At 44.0% G+C, this 16,235-nt stretch carries 15 protein-coding genes; 8 read left to right on the top strand and 7 right to left on the bottom strand.

The features are described 5' to 3' along the window. Positions 1–33 precede the first annotated feature (33 nt). From NZ952_05195 to gatE, 3 genes are all read left to right on the top strand, one after another. Positions 34–294: a translation elongation factor-like protein gene (locus NZ952_05195; protein ID MCS7120582.1), complete on the top strand. Its 261-nt coding sequence runs from the start codon at positions 34–36 to the stop codon at positions 292–294. Positions 295–487: 193 nt separating this feature from the next. Further along, complete coding sequence (gene gatD / locus NZ952_05190; GenBank protein ID MCS7120581.1) at positions 488–1,837, top strand: Glu-tRNA(Gln) amidotransferase subunit GatD; 1,350 nt, start codon at positions 488–490, stop codon at positions 1,835–1,837. Positions 1,838–1,848: 11 nt separating this feature from the next. Then, on the top strand, positions 1,849–3,753 hold the full coding sequence (gatE, locus tag NZ952_05185; GenBank protein ID MCS7120580.1) for a Glu-tRNA(Gln) amidotransferase subunit GatE: 1,905 nt from the start codon (positions 1,849–1,851) through the stop codon (positions 3,751–3,753). 9 nt (positions 3,754–3,762) lie between these two features. Here gatE and NZ952_05180 read toward each other — a convergent pair whose 3' ends face one another. Continuing rightward, complete coding sequence (locus NZ952_05180) at positions 3,763–4,455, bottom strand: hypothetical protein (protein ID MCS7120579.1); 693 nt, start codon at positions 4,453–4,455, stop codon at positions 3,763–3,765. Between the two features lie 226 nt (positions 4,456–4,681). On the opposite strand from NZ952_05180, the gene NZ952_05175 reads away from it, so the two are divergent. Both NZ952_05175 and NZ952_05170 read left to right on the top strand, forming a co-directional pair. Then, positions 4,682–5,194 (top strand): hypothetical protein, encoded by a 513-nt coding sequence (locus NZ952_05175; GenBank protein ID MCS7120578.1) that lies wholly within the window; start codon positions 4,682–4,684, stop codon positions 5,192–5,194. Positions 5,195–5,197: 3 nt separating this feature from the next. Continuing rightward, positions 5,198–5,710, top strand: a complete 513-nt coding sequence (locus tag NZ952_05170; protein MCS7120577.1) for a hypothetical protein — start codon at positions 5,198–5,200, stop codon at positions 5,708–5,710. Here the strand turns inward: NZ952_05170 and NZ952_05165 are convergent. Genes NZ952_05165 through NZ952_05155 form a run of 3 tightly spaced genes read right to left on the bottom strand, consistent with a single transcriptional unit; the run spans position 5,700 to position 8,046 of the window. Next, positions 5,700–6,983 (bottom strand): adenylosuccinate synthase, encoded by a 1,284-nt coding sequence (locus tag NZ952_05165; GenBank protein ID MCS7120576.1) that lies wholly within the window; start codon positions 6,981–6,983, stop codon positions 5,700–5,702. The genes NZ952_05170 and NZ952_05165 overlap by 11 nt on opposite strands. A gap of 13 nt (positions 6,984–6,996) precedes the next feature. Continuing rightward, positions 6,997–7,578 (bottom strand): hypothetical protein, encoded by a 582-nt coding sequence (locus NZ952_05160; protein ID MCS7120575.1) that lies wholly within the window; start codon positions 7,576–7,578, stop codon positions 6,997–6,999. A 36-nt stretch (positions 7,579–7,614) separates the two neighbouring features. Then, the gene (locus tag NZ952_05155; GenBank protein MCS7120574.1) at positions 7,615–8,046 is read right to left on the bottom strand and encodes a hypothetical protein; all 432 of its coding nucleotides are present in this window, start codon (positions 8,044–8,046) and stop codon (positions 7,615–7,617) included. Between the two features lie 113 nt (positions 8,047–8,159). Here NZ952_05155 and NZ952_05150 point away from each other — a divergent pair, with 113 nt between their 5' ends. The 3 genes from NZ952_05150 to NZ952_05140 all read left to right on the top strand — a co-directional run bounded on the left by NZ952_05150 (position 8,160) and on the right by NZ952_05140 (position 11,959). Further along, positions 8,160–9,242: a DNA double-strand break repair nuclease NurA gene (locus tag NZ952_05150; GenBank protein MCS7120573.1), complete on the top strand. Its 1,083-nt coding sequence runs from the start codon at positions 8,160–8,162 to the stop codon at positions 9,240–9,242. Positions 9,243–9,245: 3 nt separating this feature from the next. Next, positions 9,246–10,715, top strand: a complete 1,470-nt coding sequence (locus NZ952_05145) for an ATP-binding protein (protein ID MCS7120572.1) — start codon at positions 9,246–9,248, stop codon at positions 10,713–10,715. 119 nt (positions 10,716–10,834) lie between these two features. After that, entirely contained in the window at positions 10,835–11,959 is a 1,125-nt protein-coding gene (locus NZ952_05140) for an arabinogalactan endo-1,4-beta-galactosidase (GenBank protein ID MCS7120571.1), read from the top strand. Positions 11,960–11,990: 31 nt separating this feature from the next. Here NZ952_05140 and NZ952_05135 read toward each other — a convergent pair whose 3' ends face one another. From NZ952_05135 to NZ952_05125, 3 genes are all read right to left on the bottom strand, one after another. Further along, entirely contained in the window at positions 11,991–13,100 is a 1,110-nt protein-coding gene (locus tag NZ952_05135) for a M42 family metallopeptidase (GenBank protein ID MCS7120570.1), read from the bottom strand. After that, complete coding sequence (locus NZ952_05130; protein MCS7120569.1) at positions 13,097–14,266, bottom strand: pyridoxal phosphate-dependent aminotransferase; 1,170 nt, start codon at positions 14,264–14,266, stop codon at positions 13,097–13,099. The genes NZ952_05135 and NZ952_05130 overlap by 4 nt, the downstream gene beginning before the upstream one ends. Positions 14,267–14,332: 66 nt before the next feature. Further along, complete coding sequence (locus tag NZ952_05125; protein ID MCS7120568.1) at positions 14,333–16,231, bottom strand: ASKHA domain-containing protein; 1,899 nt, start codon at positions 16,229–16,231, stop codon at positions 14,333–14,335. Positions 16,232–16,235 lie beyond the last annotated feature (4 nt).

Here is a 16,235-nt window from a genome sequence, read left to right as displayed (position 1 = left end):
TGTACTATTCATTTCATGTACAGGTGGTTTGGCATGTCTGAAAGGAAATTAAAAGAGATTGGTAGGGTAACACATTACTTCACGAAGATAGGGGTTGCAGTTGTGGAGTTGACCGATACCCTTTCCGTCGGCGACAAGATTCTAATTCAAGGATCTACCACAAATTTCGAGCAAACCGTCTCTTCAATGCAGATAGAGCATAGAAACGTCACTAAGGCTTATGCCGGACAAAGCATAGGACTCAAGGTGGAGAATAGAGTTAGAGAAATGGATAGGGTCTATAAGATCTTATGACCTAACGATTAATGAAGATTCTGTAGTTGAAATTTCTAACACTTCATACCAAAAATGATCTCCTTTTTTGTTATCATATTTAAGATTATACACGGTCAGCTTATTTGCGGATTAGCAATCCCATTCCCTCACCTTTATTAATGTGCATGAGATCTTAAGTTCTAAGAAAAAAATCTTTGGAAGTAATGTAAAGTTGGACTGGGAACTCCCTGGATATCGAGGAGAAGCGCTCAGGCTGCTGAAGGAATCTAAAGTAAAGATCGGGGACAGAGTGCGGATCTTGAGGGAAGATACTTCTTTTGAAGGAATACTGATTCCAAGGTCGGAATACGGAGATGACAAGCATATTGTCATCAAGATCAAATCGGGATATAACATAGGGATAAAAATTACTCCTGCAACCAGGATAGAGAAGATAGGCGTAGAATCAAGGCCCTCGTTCTCTCCGCCGCCGCCACCACCACAAAGACCAGATCTTCCTAGAGTGGCCATAATTGGAACTGGGGGGACTATAGCAAGCCGCGTCGATTATAGAACTGGAGCGGTTAGACCAGCAATATCTGCCAGCGATCTTTATAGCATCATCCCCGAACTCTCAGAAATAGCCGCCATTGAGACTGATATCCTTTTTAACGTATTCAGTGAGGATCTGACACCTGCTCACTGGAGTGGTATGGCAAAGAAGGTTGCTGATTATATAAGTAAAGGAGTGGACGGAGTTGTCATAACTCATGGCACAGACGCAATGGGTTATACCGCAGCTGCTCTAAGCTTTGCACTACAGAATCTGCCTGTACCAGTCATCCTCGTCGGCGCTCAGAGATCGGAGGATAGACCAAGCTCAGATGCTGCGACTAACATGATAGGGGCGGTTCTAGCTGCTTCGCAAGCTCCCTTCGCGGAAGTCGCTGTCGCAATGCATGAGACAATCTCCGACGACTCAGTATTATTGCATAGAGGTACAAAGGTTAGAAAATGCCACACTAGTAGAAGAGATGCATTCAAAACCGTTAATGGAGAGCCACTCGCCAGAATCCTGGAGAATAGGGGAATTGAAATGCTAACAGAGAATTTCAGAGAAAGGGACAAGAGCAGAATCTTAGTGCTAAAGCCAGATTTTGATGAAAAAGTCGCATTGATTAAGTTTTATCCTGGAATGAATCCGAAGGTCATAGACTGGCATGTAGAGGAGGGCTATCTAGGGATAATTCTAGAAGGAACAGGTCTAGGACATATTAGACGGGAATGCTTCGAATCTATAAGAAACGCGTTGAAGGACGGCGTCATCATCGCTATGACATCTCAATGTATATGGGGAAGGGTAAACATGAACGTATACTCGAATGGAAGAGACCTGCTGACCGCCGGCGTCATACCTTTAGAGGATATGCTTCCTGAGACCGCGCTGGTCAAGTTAATGTGGATACTCGGCCAGACGAAGAATCAGGACGAAGTGAGGTCTCTCCTTAAAGCGAATATAGCTAATGAAATCTCCCCAAGAAGTATTGAGTCGATCCAGCCGCATATTTTGTCCCGCATATAGGAGGGTGCATTGTGAGTATAGAGTATACTAGAATAGGCCTTAAAGTCGGGCTCGAATGCCATCAGCAACTCGACACAGAGGAGAAACTTTTCTGCGCCTGCAAACCTTCACTGTTTAAAGAGGAACCGGAGACAGTCTTTATGAGGAGACTCAGGCCTACTCAGAGCGAAATGGGTCAAGTCGATCCTGCCGCCTATTTTGAGTTCAAGAAAGAAGTTAGAATACTTTACGAATCGAATAGGAAGGCAGCCTGCCTTGTCGAGATGGATGAAGAACCCCCGCACGAGTTGAATAGGGAGGCGCTTGACATAGCACTTTCGATAGCGTTGATGATGAATGCAAAGCCCGTAGATGAGGTACATGTCATGCGGAAAATCGTGATTGACGGTTCAAACACGACAGGGTTTCAGCGGACATGTGTCATAGCTCTTAACGGTTCAGTCGAAGTCGAAGGAAAAAGGGTACCGATAGAGCATATAAGCCTAGAAGAAGATGCGGCAAGGAAGATTAGCGATGAAGGCTTAACCGTAAGATACCGCATTGACAGGCTATGCATCCCGCTTATCGAGGTTGCAACCGGCCCAGTGATAACAACGCCAGAAGAAGCTCAGAAGGTAGCTCTATCCATTGGAAGGATCTTAAGGGCTACAGGAAAGGTTAAGAGAGGCATCGGAACAATTCGGCAAGACCTGAACATCTCGATTTCAGAGGGAGCATTAGTTGAAATCAAGGGAGTACAGGAGCTGGAGCTAATATCGAAAGTAGTTGAATATGAAGTACAGCGCCAGCTAAACCTCTTAAAAATTAGAGATGAACTTAGGGCGAGGGGTCTCAGCGAGTCTACAATAAATGAGGAGATCATAGATGTTACTTCCGCCTTCAAAGGAACAGGTTGCCGACTGATTGGCAGGGCAATAGATCAAGGTAAGCATGTCCTAGCCGTGAAGTTACCTAAATTTTCGGGACTGTTGGGACTTGAACTTATTCCGGGAGTGAGGCTTGGAACAGAGATGGCTGATAGGGCGCGCTTCTGGGGTCGAGTAGCAGGCATATTGCACAGCGACGAATTTCAGAAGTATGGACTGACCGAAAAGGAAGTCGCCGAGGTCAGGAGACTCTTGAACGCCGAGATTGATGACGCTGTGGTCATAGTTGCTGATTCTAAAGAAAATGCGGTCGACGCTTTAGGGGCTGTGATTGAAAGGGCAAGAGAGGCAATAAAAGGTGTCCCGGAGGAAACTCGAGCCGCCAATCCAGATGGGACAACAAGGTACATGCGGCCTAGACCAGGAGCAGCTCGGATGTACCCTGAGACTGATGTCCCACCTATAGAGATAGCAGCCGAATATGTTGAGAGAATAAGGATGAATCTTCCCGAATTGCCCGAGGAAAGAATAAGACGGCTAATGAGAGACTATGGGTTAAATGAGAAACTTGCTCGTCAGCTTCAAGACTCGCCCTATGGGGACCTCTTTGAAAAGATAATGAAGGAGACACGCATCGCTCCGACAGTTGTAGCTGCAACCCTCACTGAAACCCTTAAGGCGCTTAAGAGAGAAGGTGCTGAAATCGAGCAGCTGAACGATGCCCAATTAATTGAGCTCTTCAAACTTGTTGATGCGAAGAGGGTCTCTAAGGAATCAATTCCTGAGATTCTGAGATGGTTGACAAAGCATGTCGACTTGAAGCCTTCAGAAGCCGTCGATGCTTTAGGACTTTCAATTCTATCTGAAGCTGAAATTTCATCTATAATTGACAGCATAATCGAGGATAAACGAGAGATCATAAGGGGAAAAGGCGCAGATGCATTCAGCTTCCTCATGGGAACAATAATGAGAGAGTACAGGGGAAAGGTTGACACCGACTCTCTCAGCAGGATGATTAAGGAAAAATTGAGCATGTTGGAACGTGAATAATTCGATCATCTATTCTTCGCCGCTCTTAAGAGCCTCGAGCACAGCCCTCACATATTCTTTAAGTTTTTCGGGAGATATCTCAGGAGTAATATTGATGTTTATTGAAATGCTGGTCTCCGATGTCGGCAGCCTGGCCATAGCCAAGGTCCTATGCGCCCCTCTAACCAATCTCACCATTTTCCCTTTTTTAGTCACTGTTTCACCAGTCCCTATTTCCTGGACTCTCTCAATCTCGTCCAAATTGAATGCGTAGGCCATCATGTCCAAAAAGGCGTTAAGCCCAACCTTATCTGATCTAAGATCTCCTATTAGACGAGGAAGCTCTATCAATACTTTCTCCCTTCCCATTCGTTCCTCCCTTATCCTCTCGACAAACTTTGCCAACGCATCATCAGCCGAAAGTATTCTCCGCAAAATCTCCTTCGTCTGCTGTCCGTTAGGATCAATCTTATAGGCATAAGCGAATTCTGCTGCCTCTCGACCCAGCCTATACTTGCCAGTTCCCTCCTTTTCCTCAATGAATCTCCAGCTCTTCAGAAAATTGTTGTTTCTACTTATGTTATGGAGCGTGACATTAGACTTCGCCACAACGTCGCTCAGACCTACAAATTCTTTATCAGCTCCAGCATTCAAGTACGCGACTAGAACATCGCATATTCTTGGAAAGCTTAGCCTTCTGGGAAAGAACTTTGCTTCACTCAAACTCTTTTACACTCCAGGCCTTTTTTTGTTCAAAATTATATAAAAGCATAGGCTTTCTAAAAATATCTTTTAACATTGACGGAAAGAACTTTTCCTGCTCAAAAAGTCTTTTAAATAATGCGAGCGTATTTAGATGCGTAGCATACCATTTACTACATACCCTAATAATTTCAGACATGTTGAAGTAGAAAGGTTAGGTTGGAAGGAGTTGAGGAGGACAGTTCATATGAGCGGCGAACCCAAAGACACACTTGAAGTTCACGTAAAGTATAGGGACATGGAGGCAAAATTTTCAGGCAGTAGTGACGACGTTTTGAAGTCGTTTTTCGCTTTCATCAGGGAAGTTATTCCCACATATGACCTCTTTTCGAAATTGACTTTAACAGTAGATTTCGAGCGGCTTCTGGAGGGCATAAAAGGATTGATAGTCTTCACACCTGAGGGGGTCGCTATAACGGTTCCCAGAGAGAAGATGGGCGGCGAGAAGGACGCCATAATTCTACAACTCATCAAGGCTTATGTCGGCTATAAGGCTGGTAAAACAGAGAAGGAGACCTTAACGGCAAGTGAAATAGCCTCTCTCACAAGCGGTAAGATTGGGACGGTGGGGGCTAGGCTGAGCGAGCTATCTAATGCTGGTTGGGTTGAGAGGGTTGGACGTGGAGAGTATCGCATAACTACATTAGGCATAAATGCATTTCTAGATGAGATTCTGCCAAGAATTAGGTCTGAGGACTAAGAAGTGGCCGAGAAGAGTAAACTTAAGGTTCACCTAGAGATTGATGGTGTCAAAGCAGATTTTGAGGGGGATGTGAACGAAGCCCTTAAACTCATCTTCGGATTTCTCTCCAAAGTATTTCCATCTTTAGAGATCGCTCAAAAAATCTCTTACAATCCCAATATTGCGGAGTTGTCTGAAAAACTTGTCGGTCTAGTTGAGATAACTGATGATGGCCCGATCCTATCCAGGCTTGACCTTTCATCTAGAGATGCAATATGCATCTCACTACTTGGAGCATATGTAGGAAACATGATAGGTAAGCTTCCGAAGGCAACATTGTCATCCGCCGAACTTGCGAGGATAATTGGAAAGGCACGTAAAACTGTGTCAAATGAGATCCCGAAACTGCTTTCAAATGGTATTATTGAGAGGAGGCCCGATGGCGAATATGGTTTAACACTTCTCGGCATTCGAAGAGTTGAAGAAATCCTTAAAGTAATACGTGAATCCCGTACGCCGGAAGCTAATCCTTGATTATAGTGTCCTCTCTTTCTTGACCGACTGAAATCATCTTGATTGGTACACCAGTTAGCTCTTCGATCCTCTCGACATAGGCTTTCGCTTCCTCAGGCATCGCGTCGTACCCCCCAACCGCAACTTTGTGCCAGTCTATAGAGCCGCTCCACCCCTCCATCTCCTCATATATAGGCACGCATTTCTCATATTTTGTAAGGTCTGCTGGAACATCGCTCACAACCTTACCTTCGCACATGTAATGCAGGCAAATCTTTAATGGATTTATGCCGCTTAAAACATCCAGCTTAGTAAGTATCAACTCAGATATCCCGTTAACTCTGATTGAATATTTTACCGGAACAAGATCAAACCAGCCACACCTTCTAGGCCTCCCCGTTGCAGTCCCATACTCGCCGCCGATAACACGTATTCTCTCACCAATATCGTCCCTCAATTCTGTGGGAACGTAACCTGTTCCAACCCTTGAGATATAAGCCTTGGCCACCCCTATTACTTTTTCAATCTTCGTTGGCCCGACACCCACGCCTGTACATGCCCCTCCCGCCGTCGCGTTTGATGAGGTCCCAAATGGATAGATTCCGTGATCAACATCTAAGAGTGTGCCTTGAGCACCCTCGAAAATAACGGTTTCTCCTTTATCCAAAGCTTCGTTGATTTCAGATGAAACATCACATACATACTTTGAAATACGTTGGCCGTAATCTAAGTACTTCCTAAATATTGCTTCTTTGTCAATTACCTCTTCAGCGTCATATACATGAGTTATTACTTTTTGCTTTAATGTGGAAAGAAGATCAAGCTTTCTTTTGAGCTCGTCCTTATTTAAGAGGTCTGCTACTCGTATCCCAAACCTCGCAACCTTGTCAGAATATGCTGGCCCTATCCCTCTAAGTGTTGTCCCGGCACTCAATCCGCCCTTAAACTTCTCCTCTAATCCGTCAATAACCTTATGAAAGTCAAAGACGACATGAGCACGGTCACTTACATGAAGATCTGGGTCAAAACCATTACTTCTTAGACCTTCAATTTCCCTAAGAAGAACTTCGGGATCGACAACTACTCCATTACCTATGTACACCCTCTTTCCCTGGAGGACACCTGATGGGACAATATGGAACTTATATATCCTGCCTTTAACCACAACTGTATGTCCAGCATTGGACCCACCATTATATCTGACAACGCAGTCAGCATCCTTCGCGAGGAAGTCAACTATCTTCCCTTTTCCCTCGTCGCCCCACTGTGTTCCAACCACCACTAAACCGGGCATATAATCACCAGTCCTATGGACTGCATCCAGGATGCTTTTTAGGTTTACGGAGCAGAAAATTCAGTCTTCTGCCGATTTCTTTTCTATCATTGAGGTTCACATCAATGAAGGGGAAGTTCAGACCGAGCGCGATTAATTCTTTCTCGAGTAGATCCATAAACAGCCCCTTCTCTTCGACGTATACTTTCAGACCATTTATAATGCGTGGAGTACTCTTTACTGCGCATGTGGGTGAATGCTCAACCCCAACAATTGCTAAGATCTTAAGCTCTGAACCATCTTTTGCACGGGCCATGGCCTTAAGATATCTTGCTGTTCCAACCGCAAGATCTTTGCAATGTGAACTGAAGGACGGCGTCCTTTCATATTCATCCTTTGTTCTTGGTGGCCGGGGATTTCCGCAGAAAGAATATTCTGGGCATGGTAACTGGATTGCTCCAACTCTATGCTTCACCAAAAATCTGACGATCTCGGGGCATGGCCCCCTATTTTCGTTTGAAGGCTCATACTGCCACCATCTAGTTCCATAATTTAGGAGACAATGAGCAAGCACCAAAACTTCGGGTCTAAATTCATATTCTGCATTCTGCGCCATTTTCTTTACCAATTCATCCTTTAAAATTCCACACGTTTATTCAGCAACTGAAGATGGACGTTTCTGGACATAAACGTATCGTCGAGCCTTTCCATCCCTTGTCAATATGCCATCTCTCACAAGGTCTAGTAATACATGCGCAACTGCAGTTCGGTCATAATGGTATCCTATTCTCGTCATCTCCTCATGAATGTCACCTAGGGATCTAGGTTTTGAAAACCATCCGTCCCTCCAGAGTTGCTCCACAACTCCTCTACATGTTTCAGCCTTAGTTATGGAGGTTGTCTTCTCCTCTAGAGAAGTAGATGACTTTTCGGCATATTGGGTTGCGGTTGCAAGGATCTTCTGAACAACATCTCCTACTTGTTCTTCTCTACATTCAATTTCGAATTCTACACCTCTAACTCTAATTTTTATGTGAACGGGAAATTGGCCGGACGGTTTTTCTTCTTTGGGGGGATCTGACATGATTGTTCTCGCACCTATTTTTCCTAATTATTGTTTATTGTGTTGTTCAAGATGAACATGCGCAACATTTATATATCAATACCTCGCTACTAAATGCTAGTTGGTGAATATTGTTGATTGAACAACTACAATATGATGCAACACCAAAATATAATTTTCCCGACCAAATAAAGGAAACTGAACTTCAAGCTATCCTTACAGAGTTAAGTCTAAGCTCAATTGACCGCTCCAAGGGAAAAACGTTCACGTCTTATCATCCGGAAATTTCGGAACCTGTCTGCCTGCTACATGGAATCGACGAGGATTTTGGAGGGAGAACTATTTCCGCTTCCCTTATACCGTTGAAGCCAATTCCCGATGGAACACCTATCGTAGGAATCGACGCATCAACTATTCGCATCGGAGAGACCGAGACGGGAACATTATGTGCAGTGAGAGCGGCAATAGTGTGGAATAACAAGGGAAAATATAGGTATATGAGAGTTGGGCCATTTCCATTCTATATCGACCAAGACAACTATAAGGAAATTCTGAGGACCCTCGGAGGCAGATGGACGTTTAATTACAATGGCCAATCCGTATTGATCGAAACGCAGAAGCTCCTTTGTAACCTAATAGAACACCATGTTAGAGCAAGCATTTCCTCTACAACCTGCAACAGCTTAATTCTTTGGGACGGATCCTTATCGGTTGACCCATATAGTCAGAACGTAGAAGATGTTGATCGAATACTTAGAAATGCCAGAAAAAACTTTAACGTCGTCATCGCCATCTCTAAAGAGAGCAGCCTTCAGCCCATATTGAGAAAAATTACGGATTTACTCGCCGAATACACATGTCCTTGCCTATTTGAAGTCGAACAACCATATTCAGAAAGTTGCAAGCACACAATATTTCTCGGAAGAGTATATATAGCAAAACTCTCAAGGGATGGTCTCCACTTTCGTCTCGACGTTGATCATGCTTTCTCCAAACAAGATTCTGTAAGCACTATTGAGAGACTTCTCGGAAATGAACTCAATTTTCAAGGATACCCAGAAACTCTCAGACTAGCCCACATCCATTCCACATTCACTTCAATTGATGTGGTTGGAATACAATCTTATCTTGTAAAAGAGTTAGGAATAAGACTAATGCGGCGGCCGAATATGCGAAGATCCCTTTTCGGACCTTATGGCACTGGACTCGGGGATTAAAGGATGAGGCTTTTCAAAAAAGTTGGCAATACACTGCACATATTGAGCTTTCCAGGCGAAGAAATTGAAAAAGGAGGATACCTTGTGATCGAAGATCATAAAGCTAAAAAATCTATGGTAGCGCAGGTTATTGACATACAATATGCGAATGTTCCAGGAATAATGGAAGAACTACTTCGCTCACCCAACATTGAGGAGGACCCAGAGTGCAACGACATCGATCCGTTAAATATCGTGTCACATATACAGCATATTCAAGACACGCATCTGCTCATCTGCAAGATACATGGGACAATCTTTGGAGAGGAAATTAGGCCTGAGAATTCATGGCTTCCGTCTCGAATACATTCAACCATAAAGAGGTTGACTACTGAATCGCTTCTGAAAATTATTGGTGTTTGCAACGGACTTCGCATAAATCTTGGCTGGACGCATGACATGGTGCCATTTTTTATTGACGCATGTGAACTTGATGGGCGGCTGAATGTCATAACTGGAAAGAAGGGAACGGGTAAATCACATCTTTCAAAAATTATCGCATTAGGTCTTGTTGAGCATGGAGCAACAGTCATCGTATTTGACATAAACGGCGAATACACAAATCTCGGTCTAACATGTAATGGTGAAAAAAATAGATTCTATGATAAGATTCACATACTCTCGCCCGGAAAAAATTTCAAAGTTACACTTTACCAGACAGATCTATACGTCATACTTCGAATTCTTACTTACGTATTGGATTTACCTGGCACATCGGCGAGGGAGTTTAGACAGATTTGGAGGCTTCTTCATGAAAGAGGCTCCCTTACCCTCAGCAGCCTAGGAGATGCTATAAGAAGATGGGAATGCAACCAGCATGTAAGAGACGCCATGTTTTCACGTTACCATGCACTACTGAATTCAAATTTCTTCACTGACAACATGGCCGAAGCTGTTGACTTCGAAGGCCTTATTAGGAAAATTGAGAAAGGCGGCGGCGGAGTTATAGTTGTCGATTTAAGCGAGACATCCCATACGGACCGTCAGATAGTCGTTGAATTCATTTTAGCAGAGCTCCAAGAAGCCCTTTCACAAAGAAGGATCGAACCAATCTTCCTGTTTGCTGAAGAAGCCCACTTATACCTAAGAGAGACATACTGGGATGATGTTGTAACTCGAATGAGACACCTAGGCATCTTCACAACATTCGTAACAAATCAGCCGAACACGATAAATGAGAACATTTACAGGCAAGTGGACAATATTTTCCTATTAAACTTCGTCAACGAGCATGATTTGGAGACAGTGTCTAGAGCTGCCAAGGTGGATGCTGAGACAGTGATATCTATTGTACGGGATCTTCCTCCACATTACTGTCTTGTTTTAGGTAAGATTGTAAAGGATTTTCCAATGATTATAAAAATTAGACCTTTAGACATCAAAATGATGGGTGAAACCAGATTTTTCTGGAAACGATCAGCAGAAAATCATTAATTTGAAGCTTTCATGCAAAGAATTATTAGATGGAGAGGTAAAATGAAGATAGTGGGCGATGAGGTATCAGGAGACCAGCCTATATTTTAATCCCAATAATACTTCTAGGATCCTTATTAGTGGCATATGCAATCTTCCAGAGCCTCTTTAACGTGAAATCTTCTATAGAGGAAGAGATCAAGAAGTTGATAAGGACGAGACTCGAGACCAGAAGAAGAGAGTTTCTCCTTGGCGGAGATATTTCTTCATTAGCCGAAATCGAAAAAAGAGGCGGAATTTTTAGGGACGATGGCAGACCTGATGATGCTGTAAAAATTATGACTAAATATGGAGCCAACTGTTTTCGTCTCCGTTTATTTGTTGATCCGCCGCGTGTTGATGTGGTGGTCAACGATCTTCCATATACTGTGGCACTTGCAAAACGTATCAAAGCAGCAGGAGCCAAATTAGTCCTTGATTTTCATTATAGTGACACTTGGGCGGATCCCGGAAAACAGCTTAAACCAGAGGCTTGGAAAGATTTGGATTTTGACTCATTAGTTGAGAGGGTCTATAATTACACTAGAGAATGTATCGAATACTTCAGAAATGAGGGGGTCTTGCCGGACATTGTGCAGCCGGGTAATGAGATAACCTCTGGTATGTTGTGGCCAGACGGTAAACTTTATGATCTGGGGGATACTGAGCAGCAGTGGCGAAGATTCACGCTTCTACTTAAAGCTGCCATACAGGGGATTAGAGACGGATCTGGAGGGGAGGAAATCAAAATATTGATTCACATTGATCGGGGTGGTGACTGGGCTGGAACAAGGTTTTTCTTTGAAAACATTGAGCGCTATAATGTCACATATGATATTATAGGTCTTAGTTATTATCCATGGTGGCATGGTCCCATTAGCGCACTACGTGAAACTCTAACCAATGCGGCAAGACGTTTCGGTAAAGACATCTTCATAGTGGAAACCGCTTATCCTTACCGTTACGTCGACTTCAGCAAAGTCGAGTATGCGAATCCAGCCTATTTAGGATGGCAAATGAGCCCAGAAGGTCAAAGAAAATTTTTGGCCGATCTGATATTCTCTGTTTTACAAACGCCTAACGACTTGGGAGCGGGGGTTCTCTGGTGGTATCCAGAATCCATACCTGTAAGCGGACTAGATGTCTGGTTCGGCGGGTCTAACGCTCTATTCGATGATAAAGGAAATGTCCTCCCAGCAATGCAGCTCTTCAGACTTCTAAGATAAACAGGTGAAAAAAGTATGAAGGCGCTGGGTTCTAGATCTCCGTAAAACTCTCAACTGTCCTTTTATCCAGTCTTTTAATGAGTTCAAGCGTTAGCTTAACCGTGTTCTCAACGTCTTCTAAACTCAAGAGACCTACGTGGCTGTGAATGTGCCTAGTAGGCACACTAAGCACAACACTTGGACATCCGACTCTATTTAGATGTATTCGTCCAGCATCAGTTCCACCTTTTGATACTTGTGATAGCTGAAGCGGAATTCCTGTTTCTTTAGCTACCTTTATGACGAACTCTTTCAGAGGTTGATTTGGTATCATACTCCTATCATAAGTGACTAAACTTGGCCCTTTCCCCATCTTAGCGGGCGCCTCTGAAGGTTTAATGTCGGGCGCGTCACCTGAAATATCAACTTCAAGCACTATCGCGACATCAGGATCAACAAGGTAGGCGACGGTCTGTGCCCCTCTAAGCCCAACCTCCTCTTGAACAGTTGCGGCTCCATAAACGGTATTTGGATGGCTCACATGGTTCTCTCTGATCCTCCTAATAGTCTCCATCATGACAAATGCGCCGATTCTGTCATCGAAGGCCTTACCCATTGCAACTTTACCCTGTCGAATTAAAGAGAAGGGTGACCAAGGCACCACGGGATCCCCGATCTTAACGCCAGCCTCAATAGCCTCCTTGCCCGAGGTTGCGCCTATATCTATGTACATCTTATCCTGAGTGACTACTTTGGCTTTCTCCTCATCTGTTAAGAGATGCGGCGGCTTTGCTGCGATGACTCCATGCAAATCTCCTTTTTCAGTTCTGACGACAACCCTTTGAGAGAGTAAGACCTGATCGAACCATCCGCCTAGAGGATTGAAAGATAGGAAACCTGTCTTCTCATCTATCCCCGAAACTACAAATCCGACCTCGTCAATGTGTCCCGCTATAAGCACGTGCGGACGCTCGCTATCACCTTTCACGAGGAAGACTAATGAGCCGAGCTTGTCTGAAAGAATTTCGTCAGAATATTCCTTCATGTAATCTCTAATTATCTTAGCAGTTTCTCTTTCAAATCCTGAGGGACCGAAAGATTCCACCATCCGCTTCAACACCGAAAGAGACTTCTCATCGAACATTTTTGGCTCACTTCTCAATTCTTTTGGCATCTAATAACGAATTCTTTAATCCTTTTAAGAGCTTCGCCGATTACGTCTAGCCCAACCGCATAGGAAAGGCGAATATGACCCTCTCCGCACTTTCCAAATTCGATTCCCGGAGTTGTTGAAACTTTTTCCTCAAGGAGCAGTCTATTAGAGAGTTCGTAACTAGGAATTCTTAGGCGTGAAAAGTCTGGGAAGACGTAGAAGGCACCTCTGGGCATGACGCAGTGGACCCCAGGGATACTATTGAGCACATCAACTATGAAACGGCGTCTATAATCATATTCTCTAATCATCCTTGTAACAGAATCCTGAGGACCCTTCAGGGCTGCCACGCCAGCTTTCTGAACAAAGCTTGCGGGGCACGTAGTCGTCGACTGTTGTATGCGATCCATTGCCTCTATAATATCCCTGTGCGCGCAGGCATACCCTAGACGCCAACCTGTCATTGCATAGGTCTTACTGAAACCATTTATCACTATTGTCCTATCCTTCATTCCATCGAATGAAGCTATGCTCCTTATCTTTAAGTCGTCATACACTATCCTATCGTAGATCTCATCAGAAAGAACCAAGAGATCATAGTCTATGGATAGGTCTGCGATCACCTTTAAATCCCCAATTTCCAACAATCCGCCTGTGGGATTATTGGGCGAGCTTATTAGGATCATCCGCGTTTTTTTAGTTATACAACTTTTCAAGATCTCTTCGTCTAGTCTGTAGTCCTGCCCGCAGGGAACCTCAATCGGTCGCGCCTCCGCCATCTCAACACATTGGAAATGCGTAGGCCAAGTTGGTGCTAGAACTAGAACCTCCTCATTTGGATTGAGGGTTGCAAGACATGCACAGTATATTGCATGCTTTCCGCCAGGGGTGACTATAATCTCCTTTGCGGGGTCAGCCTCTAAACCTCTTGCCTTCAAGTCTTCAGATATCGCTTCTCTAAGCTCCAAAATACCCCGGCTCGATGTGTAATGGGTGAAACCATTCCTCAGCGCCTCCACTGCCGCTTCTTTTATATGTTCAGGCGTGTCAAAGTCAGGCTCACCCATGTCTAGGTGATAAACTTTTACGCCGCTTTGTTCCATCTGTCGAGACTTTTCAGCCATTGCAATTGTTCCTGAAGGTTTAATGCGTTCCATCCTCTTTGATGTCCACACGAAGCCTTCCTCCAAATTTTGTAACAATAAACATGAATATCTAACATTTAAGGTATGCAGAGATAATCAAGTTTTCATGTCTATTAACAATTTTGTAACGTTTGGGAAGCGTTCAATCTCATGGTGCGGCAAGTATGTCGCCTCAAGAAATTCTTTCTGAAAACTGGGATCGGCGCCAAGTTCCACATATTTAACGCGTCGTGAAATTCTCTCCGCTTCACGTCGAACCTCAGAGGATAGAAGAGCCATGCGGGCGCCTGAACCAGCTGTATTACCTGCAAATTTAACTTTCTCTAAGGGAACATCAGGGTACATGCCGATGATCTTCGCGTTTTGCGGGTCAACATAGTTGCCGAATGCTCCGGAAAGATAAACCTGCTCAATATCCGATAATGTTATTCCCATTCTTCTCATTAGGATGGATGCACCAGCATATATGGCCGCTTTCGCAAGTTGGATCTCTCTTATGTCCTCTTGCGTAACTACTATGTCGCTCATGATAGCTGTTTCGCCACCTCCAGCTATCACGAATTCTGAGATCCCATCTTTTCGCCTCAATCTATTAATCGTATATGTTCCGGTGTACCTGCCAGTTCTATCTATTATTCCAGCTTTTAGCATCTCCGCAACAGCGTCTACCACTGCCGATCCACATAATCCTCTAGGTTTCTCTCCTCCTATCACTGTATATCCGACTTCTAGACTTTCCGGGTTTATCCAAACGTGCTCAATCGCGCCTGTCGACGCTCTCATCCCATATTTTATGTGTGCGCCTTCAAAAGCAGGTCCAGAAGCACATGAACAAGCCCATAGTCCTTTCTTATCTCCCAGAATGATCTCGGTGTTTGTCCCTATATCAATTATCATCGAAAGCTTGTCTGACTCATGTATCCCTGTCGCAAGGATATCTGCGATTGCATCGCTTCCAACGAAGCCCGCGATAATTGGCAAGGCATGAACATATGCGCCTTCATTTATTCTGATACCAACATCTCTAGCTTTCACATTAACTGGAAATGAGAGAGCTGGCGGGTACGGTGTAAATGTGACATAACGCGTTTCGATGCCGAGAAAGAAGTGATGCATCGCTGTGTTGCCAACGAAGGTCATGTCCACTATCTCATCCGCTGAGATTCCATAACTTTTGCAACATTCCTCTATGAGATTATTAACGCCGCTAATCAGGGACTTGTGTAACGTCTCCAACCCATTATCATGCTCCAAAGTGTATCGAATTCTTGAAATGATGTCTTCTCCATATGGGATTTGAGGATTCATCATTGAGCTCATGGCCAAAATCTCACCATTATTCAAATCCACGAGGAAACAGACAATTTTCGTAGTCCCTATGTCGAACGCAACACCATAAAGGCTTCTACTTAAACCCGGCTCTGCGCCAATTATCTCTTTATCATTCCAGATTGTAAGTGTAGCAATCCAATCTCCAAGCCTCAGAACCCTAGGAATGCTCCTTAAGACTTTATAGTCAATGTTAAGGCGGAAGCCTACTTCTGCTTCTACAGCGTCAATCACTCTGTCAACATCTGCCCTCAAATTATCTAGAGAGGGCTTTTCCGTTTCTATTGTTATTTTTTTGACGACAGGCTCAATTTTTACTGCTCTTTCAATTCCTAGAAGAAGCAATTTTTGTTGCTCAATTTGACTTTCTCGAGGAACCTCTATAACGATTTGGCCTTGAGAAATGATTTTAGACTGGCATGCTAATCTACATCCATCCTTTAAATCTTCATCGCAGAGTATTCGTTTTTCAGACTCTGAGGGAATTGAAAGATTTTCTATCCCCTGCCTAACTATAACCCTGCATTTTCCACATAAACCCCTGCCTCCACAAAGTGATAATATGCCGACACCAGCCTTTCTCGCTGCTTCAATAATTAAGCATTCATCAGATACTAAGATTCTCTTTCCATAAGGCTGGAAAATCACCGTGGTGTAGGTGGACAATTTA

The sequence above is a fragment of the Candidatus Bathyarchaeota archaeon genome, assembly GCA_025059045.1.
Taxonomy (GTDB): domain Archaea; phylum Thermoproteota; class Bathyarchaeia; order Bathyarchaeales; family DTEX01; genus JANXEA01.
This window is presented reverse-complemented; position numbering and strand designations above follow the sequence as displayed.